This window comes from Stenotrophomonas sp. LMG 10879 (assembly GCF_002750935.1).
Classification (GTDB): Bacteria; Pseudomonadota; Gammaproteobacteria; order Xanthomonadales; family Xanthomonadaceae; genus Stenotrophomonas; species Stenotrophomonas lactitubi_B.
On sequence record NZ_PEJT01000009.1, the window covers coordinates 163830 to 184983 of the forward strand.

General features: G+C 65.9%; 19 protein-coding genes. 10 read left to right on the forward strand and 9 right to left on the reverse strand.

What is annotated here, in order from left to right; translation table 11 throughout:
* Positions 1–73: 73 nt before the first annotated feature.
* Positions 74–361 (reverse strand): hypothetical protein, encoded by a 288-nt coding sequence (locus CR919_RS15525; protein ID WP_099820779.1) that lies wholly within the window; start codon positions 359–361, stop codon positions 74–76.
* Positions 362–506: 145 nt separating this feature from the next.
* Positions 507–1655 carry an acyl-CoA dehydrogenase family protein gene (locus CR919_RS15530; protein ID WP_099820780.1) on the reverse strand — a complete coding sequence of 383 codons (1149 nt, stop codon included), beginning with the start codon at positions 1653–1655 and terminating at the stop codon, positions 507–509.
* Between the two features lie 162 nt (positions 1656–1817).
* Here CR919_RS15530 and CR919_RS15535 point away from each other — a divergent pair, with 162 nt between their 5' ends.
* Genes CR919_RS15535 through metH form a run of 3 tightly spaced genes read left to right on the forward strand, consistent with a single transcriptional unit; the run spans position 1818 to position 6591 of the window.
* On the forward strand, positions 1818–2747 hold the full coding sequence (locus CR919_RS15535) for a metalloregulator ArsR/SmtB family transcription factor (RefSeq protein WP_099820781.1): 930 nt from the start codon (positions 1818–1820) through the stop codon (positions 2745–2747).
* Between the two features lie 7 nt (positions 2748–2754).
* Positions 2755–3849: a homocysteine S-methyltransferase family protein gene (locus tag CR919_RS15540; protein WP_099820782.1), complete on the forward strand. Its 1095-nt coding sequence runs from the start codon at positions 2755–2757 to the stop codon at positions 3847–3849.
* A gap of 57 nt (positions 3850–3906) precedes the next feature.
* A complete protein-coding gene (gene metH / locus CR919_RS15545) occupies positions 3907–6591 on the forward strand; it encodes a methionine synthase (protein ID WP_099820783.1) in 2685 nt (894 codons plus the stop codon).
* A 71-nt stretch (positions 6592–6662) separates the two neighbouring features.
* Here the strand turns inward: metH and CR919_RS15550 are convergent, their stop codons facing one another.
* The 6 genes from CR919_RS15550 to CR919_RS15575 form a co-directional block, all read right to left on the reverse strand.
* Positions 6663–8735, reverse strand: coding sequence for an acyltransferase family protein (locus CR919_RS15550; protein ID WP_099820784.1), 2073 nt, complete (start codon positions 8733–8735; stop codon positions 6663–6665).
* A gap of 51 nt (positions 8736–8786) precedes the next feature.
* Entirely contained in the window at positions 8787–9470 is a 684-nt protein-coding gene (locus CR919_RS15555; RefSeq protein WP_099820785.1) for a DUF2058 family protein, read from the reverse strand.
* Between the two features lie 10 nt (positions 9471–9480).
* Positions 9481–9720, reverse strand: coding sequence for a SlyX family protein (locus tag CR919_RS15560; protein ID WP_025876828.1), 240 nt, complete (start codon positions 9718–9720; stop codon positions 9481–9483).
* Positions 9713–11062: a UDP-glucose/GDP-mannose dehydrogenase family protein gene (locus CR919_RS15565; protein WP_099820786.1), complete on the reverse strand. Its 1350-nt coding sequence runs from the start codon at positions 11060–11062 to the stop codon at positions 9713–9715. Before CR919_RS15565 ends, CR919_RS15560 begins: the two co-directional genes overlap by 8 nt.
* 23 nt (positions 11063–11085) lie before the next feature.
* Entirely contained in the window at positions 11086–12063 is a 978-nt protein-coding gene (locus CR919_RS15570) for an FKBP-type peptidyl-prolyl cis-trans isomerase (protein WP_099820787.1), read from the reverse strand.
* 96 nt (positions 12064–12159) lie between these two features.
* A complete protein-coding gene (locus CR919_RS15575) occupies positions 12160–12747 on the reverse strand; it encodes a glutathione peroxidase (protein ID WP_099820788.1) in 588 nt (195 codons plus the stop codon).
* A gap of 623 nt (positions 12748–13370) precedes the next feature.
* Here CR919_RS15575 and CR919_RS15585 point away from each other — a divergent pair.
* The 6 genes from CR919_RS15585 (at position 13371) to CR919_RS15610 (ending at position 17718) form a co-directional block, all read left to right on the forward strand.
* Positions 13371–13730: a GntR family transcriptional regulator gene (locus CR919_RS15585; RefSeq protein WP_012511573.1), complete on the forward strand. Its 360-nt coding sequence runs from the start codon at positions 13371–13373 to the stop codon at positions 13728–13730.
* On the forward strand, positions 13730–14620 hold the full coding sequence (locus tag CR919_RS15590) for an ABC transporter ATP-binding protein (RefSeq protein ID WP_089236130.1): 891 nt from the start codon (positions 13730–13732) through the stop codon (positions 14618–14620). Before CR919_RS15585 ends, CR919_RS15590 begins: the two co-directional genes overlap by 1 nt.
* A complete protein-coding gene (locus tag CR919_RS15595) occupies positions 14617–15642 on the forward strand; it encodes an ABC-2 transporter permease (RefSeq protein ID WP_099820790.1) in 1026 nt (341 codons plus the stop codon). The genes CR919_RS15590 and CR919_RS15595 overlap by 4 nt, the downstream gene beginning before the upstream one ends.
* 23 nt (positions 15643–15665) lie before the next feature.
* Entirely contained in the window at positions 15666–16550 is an 885-nt protein-coding gene (locus CR919_RS15600; protein WP_099820791.1) for a DUF2807 domain-containing protein, read from the forward strand.
* Between the two features lie 33 nt (positions 16551–16583).
* Positions 16584–17186 carry a DUF2884 family protein gene (locus tag CR919_RS15605; RefSeq protein ID WP_099820792.1) on the forward strand — a complete coding sequence of 201 codons (603 nt, stop codon included), beginning with the start codon at positions 16584–16586 and terminating at the stop codon, positions 17184–17186.
* A 106-nt stretch (positions 17187–17292) separates the two neighbouring features.
* A complete protein-coding gene (locus CR919_RS15610) occupies positions 17293–17718 on the forward strand; it encodes a hypothetical protein (protein ID WP_032951937.1) in 426 nt (141 codons plus the stop codon).
* A gap of 82 nt (positions 17719–17800) precedes the next feature.
* On the opposite strand, the gene CR919_RS15615 is transcribed toward CR919_RS15610, so the two are convergent.
* Positions 17801–19240 (reverse strand): class II fumarate hydratase, encoded by a 1440-nt coding sequence (locus CR919_RS15615; RefSeq protein WP_099820793.1) that lies wholly within the window; start codon positions 19238–19240, stop codon positions 17801–17803.
* 295 nt (positions 19241–19535) lie between these two features.
* Here CR919_RS15615 and purB point away from each other — a divergent pair, with 295 nt between their 5' ends.
* On the forward strand, positions 19536–20903 hold the full coding sequence (purB, locus tag CR919_RS15620; RefSeq protein ID WP_099820794.1) for an adenylosuccinate lyase: 1368 nt from the start codon (positions 19536–19538) through the stop codon (positions 20901–20903).
* Positions 20904–21154 lie beyond the last annotated feature (251 nt).

Here is a 21154-nt window from a genome sequence, read left to right on the forward strand (position 1 = left end):
AGGTTGGCATCTACCAAAGCAGCGGCATGCCCGGTAGTCGCCAACCTTGGTTGGCGCTTGCCAAGGCGACGTGTCAGCGCAGCAAGGCGGTCACCACGCACACTGCAACGATCACCAATCCGACCCACTGCATCGGCGCGAAGAAGAAATGATGGGGCGCGGCCTCGCCCTTCTGCCGGGGCGCACGGTTCAGCCACAGGCCCAGCAGCACGTTGACGGCAGCGCCGATGCCCGCACCCAGCAGCACCTGCTGCAGCGGAATGTTGCCCCTGGGGCCGTCGTGCGGGAAGAAATACGCCAGCAACAGGATGCCTGCGATCGGCGTCACCAGCGTCATGAAGCCCCAGCCGCGGTAGATCATGCGGTACCTCCAGAAAAACGATACGCATTAGAGCAGCAGGAATTCTGGGAGGCCAGAGGCAGGTACGCGATCCGGGCAGAACACCATCCACGCATGGCGTGGATCTACTGCCGCGCCGCCATTGCAGCGGCGCGGCCGTTGGTGATCAGCGCAGCCCGGTCTCGCTGCGGGCGATCACCAGGCGCTGGATCTCCGATGTGCCTTCGTAGATCTCGGTGATCTTGGCATCACGGAAGTAGCGCTCCAGCGGCATTTCCTTGGAATAGCCCATGCCGCCATGGATCTGCACGGCCTGGTGGGTGATCCACATCGCCGCTTCCGAAGCAGTCAGCTTGGCGATGGCCGCCTCGTTGCTGAAGCGCTTGCCCTCGCCCTTCACCCAGGCCGCACGCAGGGTCAGCAGCAGCGCCGCGTCCAGCTTGCACTTCATGTCGGCGATCTTGGCCTGGGTCATCTGGAAGGTACCGATGGCCGCACCGAAGGCCTTGCGGTCCTTCACGTACTCCAGGGTCGCTTCATAGGCGGCACGCGCAATGCCGATCGCCTGCGAGGCGATACCGATGCGGCCGGCGTCGAGCACGCCCATGGCGATCTTGAAGCCCTCGCCTTCCTGGCCCAGCACGTCTTCCGGCTGCGCCACGTAGTCGTTGAACTCGATCTCGCAGGTGGCCGAGGCACGGATGCCCAGCTTCGGTTCGGTCTTGCCGCGGCCGAAACCGGCCTTGTCGGTGTCGATCATGAAGGCGGTGATGCCGCGCGCGCCCTTGTCCGGCTCGCTCATCGCGAACAGGACGATGTACTTGGCCACCGGGCCGGAGGTGATCCAGCTCTTCTTGCCGTTGATGACATAGCTGCCATCGGCCTGTTTGATCGCACGACAACGCATCGCGGTGGCATCCGAGCCCGACTGCGGCTCGGTCAGCGCGAATGCACCGATGGCCTCGCCTTCGGCGATGGCACGCACGTACTTCTGCTTCTGCGCTTCGCTGCCATGGGTCAGGATGCCGTTGCAGAACAGCGAATTGTTGACCGACATGATGGTCGAATGCGCAGCATCACCGGCGGCGACCTCCACCATCGCCAGCACGTACGCGATCGGGTCCATGCCCGCGCCACCGTATTCGGTCGGCACTTCGATGCCCATCAGGCCGTTCTCGCCCAGCAGGCGGATGTTGTCCAGCGGGAACTCGCCCGTACGGTCATGGTGCTCCGCACTCGGGGCGATCTTCTCCTGCGCGATGCGACGCGCCACGTCCTGCAGCATCAACTGCTCTTCGGTAAAGCTGAAATCCACAACACCCTCCCGGGTACATGATGTTATGGGCGCGCAGCGCGCGCCCAGGTGCCCCGATTGTACCGGGGCCGCGCATCGGCGGCTGACTGACTGGGAGCTGCGACTTGACCGCAAGGGGCACGGTCGGCGAATATATCTCTATATCGCGATAGGTAGATGTTTATGGACCTGGAAGACTGGTCGACCCGCCTGAAGGTGTTCGCCGACGCTACCCGTGTGCGCCTGCTGGCGCTGCTGGAGCAGGAGGAGCTGACCGTGGCCGAGCTCTCGGCCATCACCCGGCTGGCGCAGCCGCGGGTGTCCACTCATCTGGCGCGCCTGAAGGAAGCCGGCCTGGTGCGCGACCGCCGGGCGGGCGTGTCGGCCTACTACCGCTTCGACGAGGCCCAGCTGGACCCGGCGCAGCGTACATTGTGGCATGCCCTGAGCAACGGAAGCGACGACCCCTTGCTGCGCCAGGACGCTGAGCGGGTTGCTGCGGTGCTCGCCCACCGCGCTTCCGACCAGAACTGGGCCGACAGCGTGGCCGGTGACATGGAACGCCACTATTCCCCGGGTCGCACCTGGGAAGCGCTGGCGCGCACCGCGCTGCCGTTGCTGGAAACCGGCGACGTGCTGGATATCGCCTCCGGTGATGGTGTGCTGGCCGAACTGGTCGCCCCGCACGCCCGGCGCTACGTCTGTATCGACACCAGCGCACGTGTGGTGGCTGCCGCCAGCGAACGCCTGCGCCGCCTGCCCAATGTGGAAGTGCGCGAGGGTGACATGCATGCCCTGCCCTTCAAGGACCGCAGCTTCGACCTGGTCGTGCTGATGCACGCACTGACCTACGCCAGCAAGCCGGCGCAGGCGGTCACCGAAGCCGCGCGCGTGCTGCGCCCGGGAGGTCGCCTGCTGCTGTGCAGCCTGGCCCGCCACGAGCACAAGGCCGCGGTCGATGCCTATGGCCACGTCAACCTTGGCTTCAGCGACAAGGAACTGAAGAAGTTCGTCGACAAGGCCGGCCTGCAGGTCTCCAACCTGGAAACGGTCACCCGCGAAAAGCGCCCGCCGCATTTCGAAGTGATTTCGCTGATCGCCAACAAGCCCTGAGGTCGACATGCCCGCCCTGCCCTGGCTGCACCCGGAACGTGTGGAATCGCTGCTCGCTGCCCTGCATGATCGCATCCTGATCATCGACGGCGCGATGGGCACGATGATCCAGCGCCACGGCCTGCAGGAAGACGACTACCGGGGCGAGCGCTTCGCCGGCGGTTACGACCACGCCCATGGCCCCGGCTGCGACCACGGCGGCACACCGGAAGGCCACGACCTGAAGGGCAACAACGATCTGTTGCTGCTGACCCGGCCAGAGGTCATCGCCGGCATCCACACCGCCTACCTGCAAGCGGGCGCGGACCTGGTGGAAACCAACACCTTCAACGCCACCTCGGTCAGCCAGGCCGACTACCACCTCGAACACCTGGTGTACGAGCTGAACAAGGCGGGCGCTGCCGTTGCCCGTGCCTGTTGTGATGCGGTGGCGGCGACCACGCCGGGCAAGCCGCGCTTCGTCATCGGCGTACTCGGCCCGACCAGCCGCACCGCCTCGATCAGCCCCGACGTCAACGATCCGGGCTTCCGCAACACCAGTTTCGATGAGCTGCGCGGCACCTACCGCGAAGCCATCGATGGCCTGATCGATGGTGGTGCCGACACGATCATGGTCGAGACCATCTTCGATACGCTCAATGCCAAGGCCGCGCTGTATGCCATCGAGGAAGCCTTCGATGGACGTGGCGCGCGACTGCCGATCATGATTTCCGGCACCATCACCGATGCCTCCGGGCGCACCCTGTCCGGGCAGACCGCCGAGGCCTTCCAGGCCTCGCTGGCGCATGCACGGCCGTTGTCGATCGGCCTGAACTGCGCGCTCGGCGCCGATGCCATGCGCCCGCATGTGGAAACCCTGTCGCAGGTGTCGGACTGCTACGTCAGCGCCCATCCCAATGCCGGCCTGCCCAATGCGTTCGGTGAGTACGACGAAACACCCGAGGAAATGGCGGCCACCCTGCGCGGCTTTGCCGAAGATGGCCTGTTGAACCTGGTCGGCGGCTGCTGCGGCTCCACCCCGGACCACATCCGCGCGATCGCGCTGGCGGTGGCCGGGCTGCCGCCGCGCGCCCTGCCGGCCGCCCAGGTCCAGGCCGCATGAGCAGCACTGCCACCGCCATCCACCTTCCGCCCTGTTGCCGCTGAGCCGCCGCCCGCCATGACACCTGTCCGCCCTACCCGCCTGTCCGGCCTGGAACCGCTGGTCATCACGCCGGACCTGCTGTTCGTCAACGTCGGTGAACGCACCAACGTCACCGGCAGTGCGCAGTTCCGCAAGCTGATCAAGGAAGGCCGTTACGAAGAAGCGGTGGACGTGGCCCGGCAGCAGGTGGCCAGCGGCGCACAGATCCTCGACGTCAACATGGACGAGGGCCTGATCGATTCGGAAGCGGCGATGACCCGCTACCTCAACCTGATCATGTCCGAGCCGGACATCGCCCGGATTCCGGTGATGGTCGATTCCTCCAAATGGAGCGTGATCGAGGCTGGCCTGAAATGCCTGCAGGGCAAGAGCGTGGTCAATTCGATCTCGCTGAAGGAAGGCGAGGACCTGTTCCGCGAGCATGCGCGCAAGGTACTGCGCTATGGCGCCGCCGCGGTGGTGATGGCCTTCGATGAGACCGGGCAGGCCGATACCTGCGCGCGCAAGGTCGAAATCTGCACCCGCGCCTATCGCCTGCTGGTCGATGAAATCGGCTTCCCGCCGCAGGACATCATCTTCGACCCGAACATCTTCGCCGTCGCCACCGGCATTGAAGAGCATGACAACTATGCGGTCGACTTCATCGAAGCCACCCGCATCATCAAGCAGACGCTGCCGCACTGCCATGTGTCCGGCGGCGTGTCGAATGTTTCGTTCTCGTTCCGTGGCAACGAGACCGTGCGCCAGGCGATCCACTCGGTGTTCCTGTACCACGCGATCGCTGCGGGCATGGACATGGGCATCGTCAACGCCGGCGCGATGCCGATCTACGACGAACTGGAACCGGACCTGCGCGAGCGCGTGGAAGACGTGATCCTCAACCGCCGCCGTGATGCCACCGAGCGCCTGCTTGAAATCGCCGAGCGCTACAAGGGCAGCAAGGGCGCGGCGAAGACCGAAGACCTGGCCTGGCGCGAGAAGCCGGTGGACGCACGCTTGGCGCATGCGCTGGTGCATGGCCTGGACGCGTGGGTGGAAGCCGATACCGAAGAAGCCCGGCAGCGCTCCAGCCGTCCACTGGACGTGATCGAAGGCCCGCTGATGGATGGCATGAACGTGGTCGGCGATCTGTTCGGTGCCGGCAAGATGTTCCTGCCGCAGGTGGTGAAGTCCGCACGCGTGATGAAGAAGGCGGTGGCCTACCTGCTGCCCTACATCGAGGCCGAGAAGGCACGCAGCGGCGACACCGCCCGCAGCAATGGCAGGATCATCATGGCCACGGTGAAGGGCGATGTGCACGACATCGGCAAGAACATCGTCGGCGTGGTCCTGGCCTGCAACAACTTCGAGGTGATCGATCTCGGCGTGATGGTACCGGCGCAGAAGATCCTGGATGCCGCACGCGAGCACCACGCCGACATCATCGGCCTGTCCGGCCTGATCACGCCGTCGCTGGAGGAAATGAGCCATGTCGCCCGTGAGATGCAGCGACAAGGCTTCGATCTGCCACTGATGATCGGCGGCGCGACCACCTCACGTGCGCACACCGCGCTGAAGATCGACCCGCATTACAAAGCGCCGACGGTCTGGGTGAAGGATGCTTCGCGCGCCGTGGGCGTGGCACAGTCGCTGATCTCGCGCGAGCTGCGCGATGCGTTCGTCGCTGCCAACGAGGCCGACTACGCCGAGATCCGTACCCGCCATCGCAACCGCGGCGACGCCAAGCGCCTGGTCTCGCTGGAACATGCACGCGGCCAGAAGTTCCAGGGCGACTGGGAGGCGTACACGCCCCCCACACCGAAGCAGCCGGGCCTGCATGTATTCGATGACTACCCGCTGGCCGAGCTGGTGCCCTACATCGATTGGACGCCGTTCTTCCAGGCGTGGGAACTGGCTGGCAAGTACCCGGCGATCCTCACCGACGAGATCGTCGGCACCCAGGCCAGCGAGCTGTACCAGGACGCGCGCGCGATGCTCGACCGCATCGTCAACGAGAAGTGGCTGCAGGCCAAGGCCGTGTTCGGCCTGTGGCCCGCCAACAGCATCGGCGACGACGTACGTGTGCAGCATCCCGATGGTGAAGCCACCCTGCACTTCCTGCGCCAGCAGGTGGACAAGCCTGCCGAACGCCCGGATTTCTGCCTTGCCGATTTCATCGCCCCGGCCGACAGCGGCAAGCAGGATTGGATCGGCGCCTTCGCGGTGACCGCAGGCATCGGTATCGACGCGCACGTGGCCCGTTTCGAAGCCGACCACGACGACTACAACGCAATCCTGCTGAAGGCGCTCGCCGACCGTTTTGCCGAAGCACTGGCCGAACGCCTGCACCAGCGCGTACGCACCGGATTCTGGGGCTACGACCACGCCGAAACACTCGACAACGAAGCGCTGATCGACGAAAAGTATCGCGGCATCCGCCCCGCGCCCGGTTACCCCGCCTGCCCCGAACACAGTGAAAAGCGCCGATTGTTCGACCTGCTGGGCGCGGAAACCAACGCCGACATGCAGCTGACCGAGAGCTTCGCGATGCTGCCGACCGCAGCGGTGTCGGGCTATTACTTCAGCCACCCGCAGAGCCAGTACTTCGTGGTCGGGCGGCTGGGGCGCGAGCAGGTGGCTGACTACGCACGCCGCAAGGGCGTGGACCGCGCCCAGGCCGAACGCTGGCTGGCGTCCAACCTCGACTACGATCCGGAATGATCCGCTGACAGGGCTGGCTTGGTGCTAGCCCTGCCCGCAAAGGCTCCGGAAGGGCCGGGTCACGCCCGGTTTCACGGTTGCAGAAGCACCTGCCGCAGCGACGGCAACAGCATGCGATTGCCGTATGCGCTGAGGTGGTCGCCATCGAAGTACAGCGGCCTGCCCTCCCGCTGCGCCGGGCACTGGCTGGCATCGCACAGCACCGGCAATGGGTCCCACAGCACCGCACCGGGCAGGCCATCGACCACCTGCCGCAGGCTGCCCAGCATGGGCGCACGCAGGGTGTCCATGGCCACGCGGGTGCTGTCCATGCCATTTCGGCAGACCTCGTTGCGTGCATTGAAGCGGTCCGAACAGCGATAGGGCGGCGCCGGAAGCACTGGCTTGGGTGCTTCCAGCACGATCCGCACACCGCGCTCGGCCAACGGCTTCCACTGCGTGATCGACTCGGCCACTTCCGTCTCGCGTCCGGCGGTGGCTTCCGGCGTCAGTTCACCGGCCAACTGCGCCTGCGCATCGAACAATACGAACTGGTCGGACAGGCGCGGGATCCGCAATGACACCAGCACCACCACATCACCGGGCTGCGCCCGCTGCGTGATGTCGGCCAGCACGGCCGCATCGAACGCCGCGCAGCCAGCGCCGGCGCCTCGCCACTTCTGCAGGCTGATCTGCGGGCAGCCGCCACGGCCATACAGCGATACCTGCGTCCCGGTATCCAGAGCCAGTCGCTGCAGCAGTTCGATATAGGCCATGGCGTGCGAATCACCGGCAACGAACACCTGCGCCGGCACGCCTGCAACCACCGGGCGGCTGCATTGGCCGCGGGCGAAGGTGCGTGCACTGCCCCCTTCGAAACGGTGCTTGCCGACGTCCAGCGCGCAGTCCGGGTAGTCGTGGGCCACGCTCTTGCCATTGGGGTACCAATCGGCGGGATGTCGACTCACCGTGCTCAACGAAAGCAGCGGCGCCTGCGCGTACAGCAGCATCTGCATGCCACCTGCAAGCAGCAGCACCACTCCACCGGTGCCTACCCAGCGTGCGGACGTCAGGCGCTGCGCGAGCGGTCCACGGAACGGTCGTTCCACCCAGCGCCAGGACAGCCAGGACAACACCACCACCAGTCCGACAGCGGCGGCCATCTGCGCCGGCGTCTGCAGGCCAACGGTCCAGCGCATCAGCACGAACACCGGCCAATGCCACAGGTACAGCGAATAGGAAAGCAGGCCGATGCGGCGCATCGGCGAACTGGCCAGAAGACGGCCGATCCACGCCTGCGGGTGATGATGGAGGGACCACAGCAGGCCGGCGGTGGCGAAGGCCGGCAGCAGGCCGTCGGGCCACGGCGAGTGGCCGGCGCGCGCTGACCACAGGGCCCATCCCAGCAGCGCCAGCGACAACGTGGCCAGCAGCGAGAACAATGGCGCACTGCGTTTTGCCGGCAGCCCCGTCAACGCAATGTGCGGTTCGCGCACATGCAGCAGCTGGAACAGCAGCACGCCCACGCCCAGCTGCCACAGACGGGTACTGGTGGCATAGAACGCCCACGGCGGCGGCGCCTCGCGCATGCCCAGCGCGGCGGCATGCAACAGCGACGCCACGCTGACCAGCGCAAACAGGCCCAGGCTGATCCGGCGCCCGTGCCGGCCGCGCGCCCAGGCCAGGAACAGCAACGGGAACAGCAGGTAAAACTGCTCTTCCACGCCCAGCGACCAGGTATGGGTATACGGATTGAACTCGGCCCTGGGCGCGAAATAGTCGTTGCCGATGGCCGCCAGCACCCAGTTGCTGAAACCGAAGAAGGCCATCAAACCGGTCTTGTCGCTGGCCTCGCTGAGCCAGGATTCGGGGATGAACAACACGCTTGCCACGGCGGTCAGCAGCAGGCAGGTCAGCAGCGCCGGGGCGATGCGGCGGATGCGGCGCGCATAGAAGCGCAGCATCGACTGCCCCAGCGAAAGCGCCGGCAACCGATGTACGGACGCGCTGACCACGAAACCGGAGATGACGAAGAACACGTCAACGCCGGTAAACCCGCCCGGCAGCCAGGCCGGGTCCAGGTGGAACACGATGACGGCCAGCACGGCGATCGCGCGCAGGCCGTCGATGTGCGGCACGTAGCCGCGGCTTGGATCACCGGTCATCCCTACCCTCGCGGCCGCGACGACGCAGGGCCCGCCGCGGCCATCCTGTGCTTACCAGACCAGGTCGTCGGGCACCTGGTACTGCGGGTCGGCGTAGGGGTCGTCCTCGGCCGGCGCATTCGGGTCGACCTTCAACGCCACCGAGGCGGCAAACACCGCTTCAGACTGGGCCAGAACCTCGGCCGTCACCAGCAGGTAGCGACCGTTGAGCTGGACCACGCCCAGTTCACCGGCGTTGAGTGCCTTGAGCTGCTCGGCGGTGACGTAGATGCGCTTGATCTTGCCGCCATAGGGGAAGTGGCGCGCGATGTCGGCCGCTTCAGCATTCAGGCCCTTGTCCTTCAGCAGTTCTTCCAGCTTCACCTTGGCCTCGCGGCGCTGGCGTGCTTCTTCCTGCTTCAGGCGCTCGGTCTCGATACGCTCTTCCTTCTCGCGCTGGGCACGGATCGCGTAGGCCTTGGCCAGATCCATTTCCTCGGCGGTACGCGGCTTGCGCGGACCCTGGCCGTGGCCCTGGCCACGCGGCTGGCCAGGCTTTCCCGGGCCGCCATTGCCATGCGCCCGCCGCTCGCCGGGCTTGTGTCCGCCCTTGCCTGCGTGCTGCGGCTTTCCATTGCCAGCGCCACCCTTGCCCTGCGGGCGGCCATCACGGCGGGGGCCATCATTCTTGCGCTCGGGCTTGGGCGCGGGCTTGAAGCCCAGGCCCATCAGCTGGTCGCGGAGGGTATCGCTCATAGGATATGGATCAGTAGTGCGGCGGCGGCGGTTCGCTCGCCGGATCAGAAGAATTCAATGCATTGCGGACCTTGCCCAGGTCCTCCAGCAGCACGCGCAGGATGCCGGCATTGCGGCTGCCTTCCATACGCGCGTCTGCCAGTGCATCGCTCAGTTCGGCCAGCGCGTGTTCCTGGAAGGACACGCGCATCTCCAGCTCGACCAGGCGCGCTTCAAGCGCCTGCTCGCGTTCGGTCGGTACTTCAGACATGCAGCGAACGCCCCCGGCCTATGCCGTAATACGCAAGGCCAGCGGCCTCGACGTCGGCCGGCTCATACAGATTGCGGCCATCGAACACCACCGCATCCTTCAGCCGCTCACGCAGCATCTGGAAATCGGGGCTGCGGAACTGCTTCCACTCGGTCACCACGACCAGCGCATCGGCACCCTGCAGCGCGTCCTCGGCGCTGTTACAGAACACCAGATCGTCGCGCTCGCCGAAGATCCGCTGCGATTCATGCATCGCCTCCGGATCGTACGCGCGCACGGTCGCACCGCCTTCCCACAACTGGGCCAGCAGGCGGCGGCTGGAGGCCTCGCGCATGTCATCGGTGTTCGGCTTGAACGCCAGGCCCCACACGGCAAACGTCCTGCCGCGCACGCCTTCGTCTTCGCCCTTGTCGTAGTGGCGCTGGATCAGGGCGAACAGGTGCCCCTTCTGCGACTCATTGACTGCCTCCACCGCGTTCAGCAGCTTCGGCTCAAGGCCGGCCTGCTGCGCGGTGCGGGCCAGTGCCTGCACATCCTTGGGGAAACACGAACCGCCGTAACCAGCACCCGGATAGATGAAGTGCCAGCCGATGCGCGGGTCCGAACCGATGCCCTGACGGACCTGCTCGACGTCGGCGCCGACGCGCTCGGCAATGTTGGCGATCTCGTTCATGAACGAAATCTTGGTGGCCAGCATTGCATTGGCGGCGTACTTGGTCAGCTCGGCCGAACGCACGTCCATCTCCACCACGCGATCGTGGTTGCGATTGAACGGTGCGTACAGGCGCCGCATCACGGCGACCGACTCGGCATTGGTGGCACCGATGATGATGCGGTCAGGCCGCATGCAGTCGGCAACGGCGTCGCCTTCCTTCAGGAATTCAGGGTTGGACACCACATCGAAGGCGATATCCGCGCCACGTGCTGCGAGTTCCTCGGCGATGGCCGCACGCACCTTGTCGGCGGTGCCTACCGGCACCGTCGACTTGTTGACCACCACGGTCGGCACCGAGATGTACCGGCCGATGGTGCGGGCCACGGCCAGCACGTACTGAAGGTCCGCGCTGCCATCCTCGTCCGGCGGCGTGCCCACGGCGATGAACACCACCTGGCCGTGGCCGATGGCGGTCGCCGCGTCGGTGGTGAACACCAGCCGCGACGCGGCGTGGTTGGCCTTCACCATCGGCTCCAGGCCGGGCTCGTAGATCGGGATGATGCCCCGGTTGAGGCCATCCACCTTGGCCTGGTCGATATCGACACAGACCACCTGGTGGCCGACGTCGGCCAGGCAGGTGCCGGTCACCAGGCCTACATAACCGGTACCAAAAATCGCAACGCGCATATCCGTGCTGACTCCGTGGTGGCTTACGGCAGAACGCCCAGCAACTCGACGTCGAAGGTCAGGGTGGCATTCGGACCGATCGGACCACCCGGGGTGCCGTTCTCGCCGTACGCCAGTTCACCCGGGATCCAGAAGCGGTACTTCGAACCGACCGGCATCAGCGCCACGCCCTCGGTCCAGCCCTTGATGACCTGGTCCAGACCGAATTCGGCCGGACCACGGCCCGCAGAACTGTCGAACACGGTGCCGTTGAGCAGCTTGCCTTCGTAGTTCACGCGCACCTTGCTGGACGGCAACGGACGCTCGCCGCTGCCCGGGCGGATCACCTGGTACTGCAGGCCCGACGGGGTGGTCACCACGCCCGGCTGGGTCTTGTTCTTGGCCAGGAATGCATTGCCTTCCTGACGGTTGGTCTGCGCAGCCTGTGCGGCCTTGGCCTGCATCTCGGCCTGCTTGGTGCCCATGAACGCCTGGATGGTGGCAGTGGCGTCAGCTTCGGTCATCTTCGGCTGGCCCTTGCTCAGGCCAGTGTTGATCGCGTCAAACAGCGAGGCGGTATCGATATCGTCCTTAAGCTGTGCCAGCGACGGACCCACCGAATAGGCGCCGATCATCTGCGCGACCTTGACCCGGTCGACCTTCGCCGGCTGCGAGCCCGGCGCGACGCCCGGCACCTGCTGGCCGCTGCGGGCCATCACGACCTGGCGCAGGGCGGCATCGGTGGCCTTGGCCTGTTCCTGGGTGATCTGCGGCTGCAGGCCTTCGAAGGAACGTTCCACGGCAGTGCGCAGCGCGGCCGCATCGATTTCATCGGCGATCGGCGCGAACGACTTGGCCACATCCAGACCAATGGCGTAGCCGAGCTTCTGCTTGGGGGAATTCAAGGGTGCGGTCTCCTTGGCGGCCGAGGGAGCGGCCGGTTGTTGCGACAGGGCGACACCGGAGGTGCCCATCGCCAGAATCAGAACCGACGCCGCGGCGCCGCGCATTCCCATTTTCATTCGCTGCATTCCTGGAAGTGACTGGACGCCGACGTCGGCGCGAAAACACGTATTGTCGCACGCATGCCGTCGATGTCGAGGCATCCGTGCCGTCATTCAATGTGCAGCCGGAGCCGCAAGTGCCTTGTCGATGGCCGCTATCAACTGCGGATCATCCGGCGTGACCTTGCTGGCGAACTGGGCAATGACCCGGCCATCGCGGCCGACCAGATACTTGTGGAAGTTCCAGGCGGGTGCCACGCCGGTAGCGGCGGTCAAGCGCTGGTAAAGCGGCGTGGCCTGCGCGCCGGTCACGTGCACCTTTTCGAACATCGGGAACTTCACGCCATAAGTAAGCGTGCAGAACTCCTGGATCTGCTTTTCGTCACCGGGCTCCTGCCCCTTGAAATCGTTGGACGGGAAGCCGAGCACGGCAAACCCCTTGCCGGCGTACTGCTTCTGCAGCGCTTCCAGGCCTTCGTACTGCGGGGTATAGCCGCACTTGCTGGCGGTATTGACCACCAGCAGCACCTGGCCGTGGTAGCGCTGCTGCAGATTGACCTGCTGCTTGCCCGCCAGCGGCCGATACGACAGATCCAGCAGATCGGCGGCAAACGCGCCGGCCGACGTGGCCAGGCCAGTGGCCAGCAGGGTCAACAGGGACAGGCCGCGAAGGCGGCGCGAGGAGGCAGTCGACAAAGGCATGGGAGAAGTTCCGCAGTAGCCGTTCCAAGGGTCCGGCCGTGACCGGCCGGGAATCGGCCGAACTATAGCACCGGGGTCTGCAAGCCCCTGCAGCGCACACGCTGCCGGGCTTTGCGCGACTTGGCGGAAGGCTCCCGGGGGCCGTATCACCGCGCCGGTGATGACATAGCATGGACATGGCTGAATGGGAGGCTGGCCGAAGACAGTCCGCCGCAACTTCGTTTTTTCAATAAAAATCAACTAGTTGAACGAATATTTCGGCACCATGAACACCCCTGCCATCAGTTGGGTAGGGGCAGGACTTGCACATAGGCGTGCCGGTGTTATAGTTGCATACAACACCAGTCACCTGAGACAGGGGGAACCATGAACACCCGGATGCGTCGCAGCCTCACCGCCCCCGCGGTCACCGCGGTATCGACCCTGTTCGTCCTGGTCTGGCTGGCCATGCCGGCACCACCGGCCGCCTCCTCCCCCGCCCTTTCCGAAGACAGTACGCAGGACGCAGCAGCAACCACGGCAGGGAATGCCGCTCCCTCCCCCTCCCCCCCGCGTCGGCTGCACAGCTCCCTGTCCATGCCGTATTTCTCGTTCGCACAGCCGCTGACCCCACGGAGCTGAATATGAGCGACATCCAGTGGAGCGACGGCGCTCCCATCTACCGCCAGCTGAAGGAACGCGTGATCGCGATGATGCTTGACGGAATCCTCAAGCCGGGCGATGCCCTTCCTTCGGTGCGCCAGGTGGCCGCCGATTACCAGCTCAACCCCATCACCGTTTCGCGCGCCTACCAGGAGCTGGCCGATGAAGGCCTGGTCGAGAAGCGCCGCGGGCTGGGCATGTTCATGACCGAACAGGCGGCCACGCAGCTGCGCAGCAGCGAGCGCGAACGCTTCCTCAATGAAGAATGGCCGGCCGTACTGGAACGGATCCAGCGACTGGGCCTGAGTCTCGACGAATTGTTGCCCCAGGGGAAATTCTGATGAATGCCAGTCCCACTACCGCTGTGCCAAGCGACGCTGTCATTACCGCCCGCGGCCTTCGCAAGGCTTACAAGAACACGCTCGCGCTCGACAATGCCAGCTTCTCCATACCGGCCGGCCGCATCATCGGCCTGATCGGCCCCAATGGTGCCGGCAAGACCACCGCGCTGAAGGCGGTGCTCGGGCTGACCTCGGTGGAAGGCGAGCTGAGCGTGCTCGGCCGTGACCCGCGTGCGCACCGCGACGATCTGATGAACGACATCTGCTTCATCGCCGATGTCGCCGTGCTGCCGCGCTGGCTGAAGGTGCGTGAGGCGATCGACTTCGTCGCCGGCGTGCACCCGCGCTTCGACCGTGCCCGTTGCGAACGCTTCCTGGCCAACACCAAGCTGCAGCCCAAGCAGCGCGTGCGTGAATTGTCCAAGGGCATGATCGTGCAGCTGCACCTGGCCCTGGTGATGGCCATCGACGCCAAGGTGCTGGTGCTGGACGAACCCACGCTCGGCCTGGACATCCTGTACCGCAAGGAGTTCTACCAGCGCCTGCTGGAAGACTACTTCGACGAGCAGAAGACCATCATCGTCACCACCCACCAGGTGGAAGAGATCGAGCACATCCTCACCGACGTGATGTTCATACGCGACGGCCGCATCGTGCTCAATGCGGAAATGGACGAGGTCGGCGAGCGCTATACCGAGCTGCTGGTCGGCGCCGATCAGCTTGAAACCGCCCGCGCACTGAAACCCATCGACGAGCGCAGCCAGGCCTTCGGCAAGACCGTCCTGCTGTTCGACGGGGTGCCACGCAGCCAGCTGGCCAGCCTGGGTGAAACCCGCAACGCCGGCCTTGCCGATCTGTTCGTCGCTGTCATGAAGGGGACCTACGCATGAATGCCGTCAACCATCCTGTCAGTCCCGCAGGCACCCTGCGCTGGCTGCTCAAGCGCGAATACTGGGAAAACCGCGGTGGTTTCCTGTACGCCCCGGTGATCGCCGGCATCGTCTCGCTGCTGATGAGCAGCATCGGCATCGGCCTGGGCCTGTTCGCCCTGCATCGTGCCGCGCGCGACGGTGGCCTGCACATCGACGGCGAGGACGTGAACATCAACGGCCTGGATCTGGGCCTGCTGACCCGCCAGATCAGCGCCAAGGACATGGCTGACCTGGGCAACGGCCTGGACCTGACCCTCATCCTCAGCTCGACCTGGCCATTCCTGGTGCTGGCCTTCGTGGTGTTCTTCTACTGCCTGGGTGCGCTGTACGACGATCGCCGCGACCGCAGCATCCTGTTCTGGAAGTCGCTGCCGCTGTCCGATACCCAGACCGTACTGTCCAAGGTGCTCAGCGCACTGATCGTGGCCCCGCTGGTCGCCACCCTGGCTGCCATCGTCACCATGTTCGGCTTCCTGCTGATCATCAGCCTGGTCGCGTTGACCCATGGCGGCAGCCCCACCACCCTGATCTGGGGGCCGGCCAGCCCGCTGACCCTGGGCGCCGGCCTGCTCGCCGCCATCCCCGTCTATGCGTTGTGGGCGCTGCCCACCGCCGGCTGGCTGCTGCTCTGCTCGGCCTGGGCCAAGAGCAAGCCGTTCCTGTGGGCGGTGATGCTGCCCCTGTTCGCCGGCATCATCGTCAGCACCACCAAGTTGATGCATGTATTCGACATGAGCACCGGCTGGTTCTGGCAGCACATCGTCGGCCGCCTGCTGCTGGGCACCGTTCCCGGCGTGGACCTGCTGTACCGCCTGGGCGCCAGCGACGAACACAAGAGCCTGGATTCGATCGTCTCGCTGATGAACCCTGCCCAGCAGCTGAAGTCGCTGGCAATGCCCGACCTGTGGATCGGCGCGGCCTTCGGCGTGGTCTTCATCTTCATCGCCATCCGCCTGCGCAAGCGCGCTGGCGAAATCTGATCTTCAACCTGGAGGCACCACCCATGCGTTCCTTGATTGCCTGTAGTGCGCTGTTGCTGTTGCCCCTGTCGGCGCTGGCCGCCGATGCACCGAACTGCAAGTACTCCGCGCCGCGCGCGTTGAAGATCGACACGGCCGGCGCCAAGGCGGTGGTGTTCGAGATCAACCAGCATGACCTGAAGGTGGTCGCCAGCGCGGGTGGCGGCCAGCTCGACGGCCGCGCGTGCGCGTCCAACAAGGACTGGCTGGACCAGCTGGTGCTGGACCAGCGGCGCGTGGGCGACAAGCTGGTGGTGAGCCTGCGCCGCGACAGCCGCGATGCACTGTCGATGGGCAACAGCTACGCCTGGCTGGACATCCGTGGCAGCGTGCCGGACAACCTGCCGCTGCAGTTCAAGATCGGCTCCGGTGATGGCAGCATCGAGAACGCGCAGTCGCTGAGCATGGACGTGGGCTCCGGTGATGGCATCGCCCGCGGTACCCGTGGCAGCGTGCATGCCGCCGTGGGTTCGGGCGACCTGGACGTCGATGGCGCCGCATCGTTCAACCTGCTCTCGCTCGGTTCGGGCGACGTCAACGCCCGCAACATCGGCGGTGATGCCAGCTTCGGCACCGTCGGCTCCGGTGACCTGAAGGTGACCGACGTGCGTGGCAACGCACGGCTGGATACCGTCGGCTCCGGCGACATCGGCTTCAAGCAGGTGCAGGGCAACGTCGAGATCGGCGTGGTCGGCTCCGGCAATGTCGAGATCGAGCAGGTCGGCGGCAATGTCCGTGTGCGCAGCCACGGCTCGGGCGACATCGATGTCGATGGCGTGCGCGGCAACCTCACCGTCGAGCACAGCGGCAGCGGCGACGTCCAGCATCGCAGCGTGACCGGCACCGTCACCCTGCCCCGCGGCAAGTAACGCCCAACCATCCGACGATTCGAGGGGAATGCCATGAACCTGCTGCGCCTGCTGCCTGCTGCCCTGCTGTGCCTGCCGCTGATCGCCTGTGGCGGCACCTCCAGCCCCGACAAGACCGCCGGCAAGGCGGTGGCCGAGACCGCCGGTGGCGTCGGCCAGACCGTCAAGGAAGCGATGGACGACGCCCGCAAGGAAATCGCCGAGGGCAACATCAAGATCTCCGCTGACAACCAGCCGCGCGCGGAGATCACCCCGCAGGGACAGCTGTTGATCGGCGGCAAGCAGGTGACGCTGGACGATGGCCAGCGCCGCCAGCTGCTCGATTACCGCGGCCACGTGGTGGCGGTGGCGATGGACGGCATGGACGTGGGCCTGGCGGGCGCCAAGCTCGGCGCCAACGCTGCCGGGGAAGCACTGAAGGGCATCTTCAGCGGCGACAGCGAAGGCATCGAAAAGCGGATCAACGCCGAGGCCGCCAAGATCGAAGCGCAGGCCAAGCGCATCTGCGACCGCATGCCGGCCCTGCTGGCCAGCCAGCAGGCGCTGGCGGCCTCGCTGCCGGCTTTCAAGCCCTACGCCACGATGGACCAGAGCGATGTGGACGACTGCGGCAAGGACACCGTCGTCAACCGCTGACCCTGTGACACATCAGCGCACCCGGCCGGCGGCGCACCTGCGTTGCCTGCCGCTGCGCCCCGGCAGGCTTACAATGGCGGCCCCGGATGCACTTCATTGAACCGCCATGAAAAAGCTGTTTCTGCTGCTGGCCGCCCTGCTCTGCCTGGGCCTGGTCGGCTGTGACCAGGACTACCGCAACCACCGCGCCGAGCGCGGCAAACCGAAGATCTCGGTCAGCGAGAGCATCGTGACCGTGCGCCGCCAGCCGGCGCCGAACATCATCATCCTGCCCGACGGGCAGATGAAGATCGACGAGATCCTGATCCCGCTCAACGCCGAGCAGAAGCAGATGCTGCAGACGATGTTCGGCAAGCTTCAGGTGCTGCGCCAGAACACACTGGTGGCCGCCCCGGCCGATCCCAACATGCAGCCGGTGAAGATCGTGCCGCCGGAAGGCATGCAGGTGATTCCGCCGGACCTGGTGCAGACCATTCCCGAGTTCAAGGATTACACCGAAACCTTCGGCAACATCGTCGCCGACCGTCGCTGAAACGAGAACGCCGCCCTCCCGGGCGGCGTTTCCGTTTGTAGGGCCGAGCATAGGCTCGGCTCTACAGAGTGCAGATTGCAGATCAGCCGCCGGCGCCACCACCGCCGGCCTGGATGCCGCCGGCGGTCAGCGCGGTCGGGTCCAGCAGCCGGCGCAGCTCCGCCTCGGCCAGGCCACTGACTTCCAGCGCCACGTCCAGCACCGGGCGCTGCTCCTTGTAGGCGCGCTTGGCGATCGCAGCGGCCTTCTCGTAGCCGATGATCGGGTTCAGCGCCGTCACCAGGATCGGATTGCGCGCCAGCGCCTCGGCCACGCGGTCCTCGCGCACCTTCAGTCCGGCAATGGCGCTGTCGGCCAGCAGGGTCGACACATTGGCCAGCAGGCCGATGCCATCGAGCAGGTTCACCGCGATCAGCGGCAGCGTCACATTGAGCTGGAAATTGCCGGTCTGGCCGGCCACGGTGATCGCCGTGTGGTGGCCGATCACCTGCGCGCAGGCCATCACCGTCGCCTCCGGAATCACCGGATTGACCTTGCCCGGCATGATCGAGGACCCCGGCTGCAGTGCCGGCAGTTCGATCTCGCCCAGGCCCGCCAGCGGACCGGCATTCATCCAGCGCAGGTCGTTGGCGATCTTGATCAGGGCCACCGCCAGCGCATTGAGCTGGCCCGACAGTTCCACCGCGTCATCCTGCGCGGCCAGGCCTTCGAACTTGTTCTCGGCACTGTCGAACTTGAAGCCGGTCTGCTGCTTCAGCGCCTTGGCCACCTGCGCACCAAAGCGCGGGTCGGCATTGATGCCGGTGCCGATGGCGGTACCGCCCAGCGGCAGGCGGCGCACGCGCTTCAGGCTGTCTTCGATGCGCTCCTGTGCCGAGGCCAGCTGCGCCGACCACGCACCAAATTCCTGTTCGAAGGTCAGCGGCATCGCGTCCATCAGGTGGGTGCGGCCGGTCTTGACCACCTTGCGCAGGCTGCGGCCCTTCTTGTCCAGCGTCCTGCGCAGGTGCACCAGCGCTGGCAGCAGCTGCTCATGGGTGGCCAGCACGGCCGACACGCGCAGCGCCGTCGGAATCACGTCGTTCGAGCTCTGCCCCTGGTTGACGTGATCGTTCGGGTGCACGGTGGTCTTGCCTGCCTTGCCGGCACGGTTGGCCAGCGTGGCGATGACCTCGTTGGCATTCATGTTCGAGGAAGTGCCCGAGCCGGTCTGGTAGACATCGATCGGGAACTGCGCATCCCACGTGCCGTCCGCCACTTCGGCAGCGGCGAACTGGATGGCCTTGGCCACGGTCTTGGGCAAGTGGCCCAGCTCCGCGTTGACGCCGGCGGCGGCTCCCTTGACCAGGCCCAGTGCTCGGATGAAGCCGCGCGGCATGCGCTGGCCCGACACCGGGAAATTCTGTACAGCGCGCTGGGTCTGCGCGCCCCACAGGGCGTCGGCAGGCACCTGCAGTTCGCCCATGCTGTCGTGCTCGATCCGGAAACCCTTGGGGGCGCTCTTGCTTGCAGCTTTGCTCATTGCATCGACTCCGCACTACTTCGGTTGGGGAAAGGGAAGCGGCGGCTGGCAGGGTGTCGCTTCCCGGGCTGGCGGCTGCGACAACGATACTCCCTTGTCCGCAGCGTGGAATGGCGAGGACGGGCCAGATCGTTTCATCCGAAGGGCCGATTGTGTTGTAGAGCCGAGCGTAGGCTAGGCTGCATCTGCGGTCTGGCGTCTGAGGAGCAGCCGAGCGTAGGCTCGGCTCTACAGGGCGCTTCCGCCCGGCGCGTCGTAGAATATGGCCCCCGCCGCTCGTCCCAGCCCTGCCGACATGTCCGATTCCGCCCTGCTCGCCCTGTCCCCGCTCGATGGCCGCTATGCCGGCAAGGTCGACGCCCTGCGCCCGATCTTCTCCGAGTACGGCCTGATCAAGGCCCGTGTCACGGTCGAAGTGGAGTGGCTGCTGGCCCTGGCCGCCGAGCCGGGCATCGTCGAGCTGGCCCCGTTCTCCGACACCGCCGTCGCCCGCCTGCGCGCCCTGGCCGCCAGCTTCAGCCCGGCCCAGGCCGCGCGCGTGAAGGAAATCGAGCGCACCACCAACCATGACGTCAAGGCGGTGGAGTATTTCATCAAGGAACAGCTGAAGGACGATGCCGAGCTGGCACCGGCGCTGGAGTTCGTGCATTTCGCCTGCACCAGCGAAGACATCAACAACCTCAGCTACGGCCTGATGCTGGAACAGGCCCGTCGCGACGTGCTGCTGCCGACCCTGGACGGCGTCGCCGACGCACTGCGCACCCTGGCCCACGCCCAGGCGGGCCAGCCGATGCTGTCGCGCACCCACGGCCAGACCGCCTCGCCGACCACCCTCGGCAAGGAGCTGGCCAACGTGGTCGCGCGCCTGGAGCGCCAGCGCCGGCAGATCGCCGCGGTCGAACTGACCGGCAAGATCAACGGCGCGGTCGGCAACTACAACGCCCACATCGCCAGCTACCCGGACGTGGACTGGCCGGCTTTCGCCGAGCGCTTCGTCACTGGCCTGGGCCTGGTGTTCAACCCGTACACCACGCAGATCGAGCCGCACGACAACATCGCCGAAATCGGTGATGCCGCCCGTCGCGCCAACATCATCCTGATCGACCTGGCCCGCGATATCTGGGGCTACGTCTCGCTGGGCTACTTCAAGCAGCGCCTGAAGGAAGGCGAAGTCGGTTCGTCGACGATGCCGCACAAGGTCAACCCGATCGATTTCGAGAACGCCGAAGGCAACTTCGGCATCGCCAACGCGCTGTTCGAGCATTTCAGCGCGAAGCTGCCGATCAGCCGCTGGCAGCGTGACCTGACCGACTCCACCGTGCTGCGCGCGCTGGGCACCGCGTTCGGCCACAGCCAGGTGGCGCTGGATTCGCTGGCCAAGGGCTTGGGCAAGCTGGAAGTGAACCCGCAGCGCCTGGATGCCGATCTGGATGCGGCCTGGGAAGTGCTGGCCGAGGCCGTGCAGACGGTGATGCGCCGCCATGGCCTGCCGAACCCGTACGAGCAGCTGAAGGCCCTGACCCGCGGCCAGGGCATCACGGCCGAGTCGATGCGCACGTTCGTGCAGGGGCTGGAGCTGCCGGCCGATGCCAAGCAGCGCCTGCTGGACATGACCCCGGGCAGCTATACCGGCCTGGCGGAGTCGCTGGCGAAGAAGATCTAAGGGGTTTCCTTGCGGCGGCGGCCGCGGGCGCTGCCTGCGGCAGGCAACTGCAACGTCAAAGGCGGCTCTGGGTTTCAGCCGTGTTTGGCGGGGCGGGTTGGATTCGCGGGACACGCCGTAAACCTGTGGTGGTCAAGTACTTCTGGACACTCCCAAAGGGAGTTCAGGCCACCTGCACTTCACGGAGCGCAGGTGGCACAAGGCCGTTGGCACTGTGCAGCCGACGGTGGTTGTACCAGTTCACAAATTGT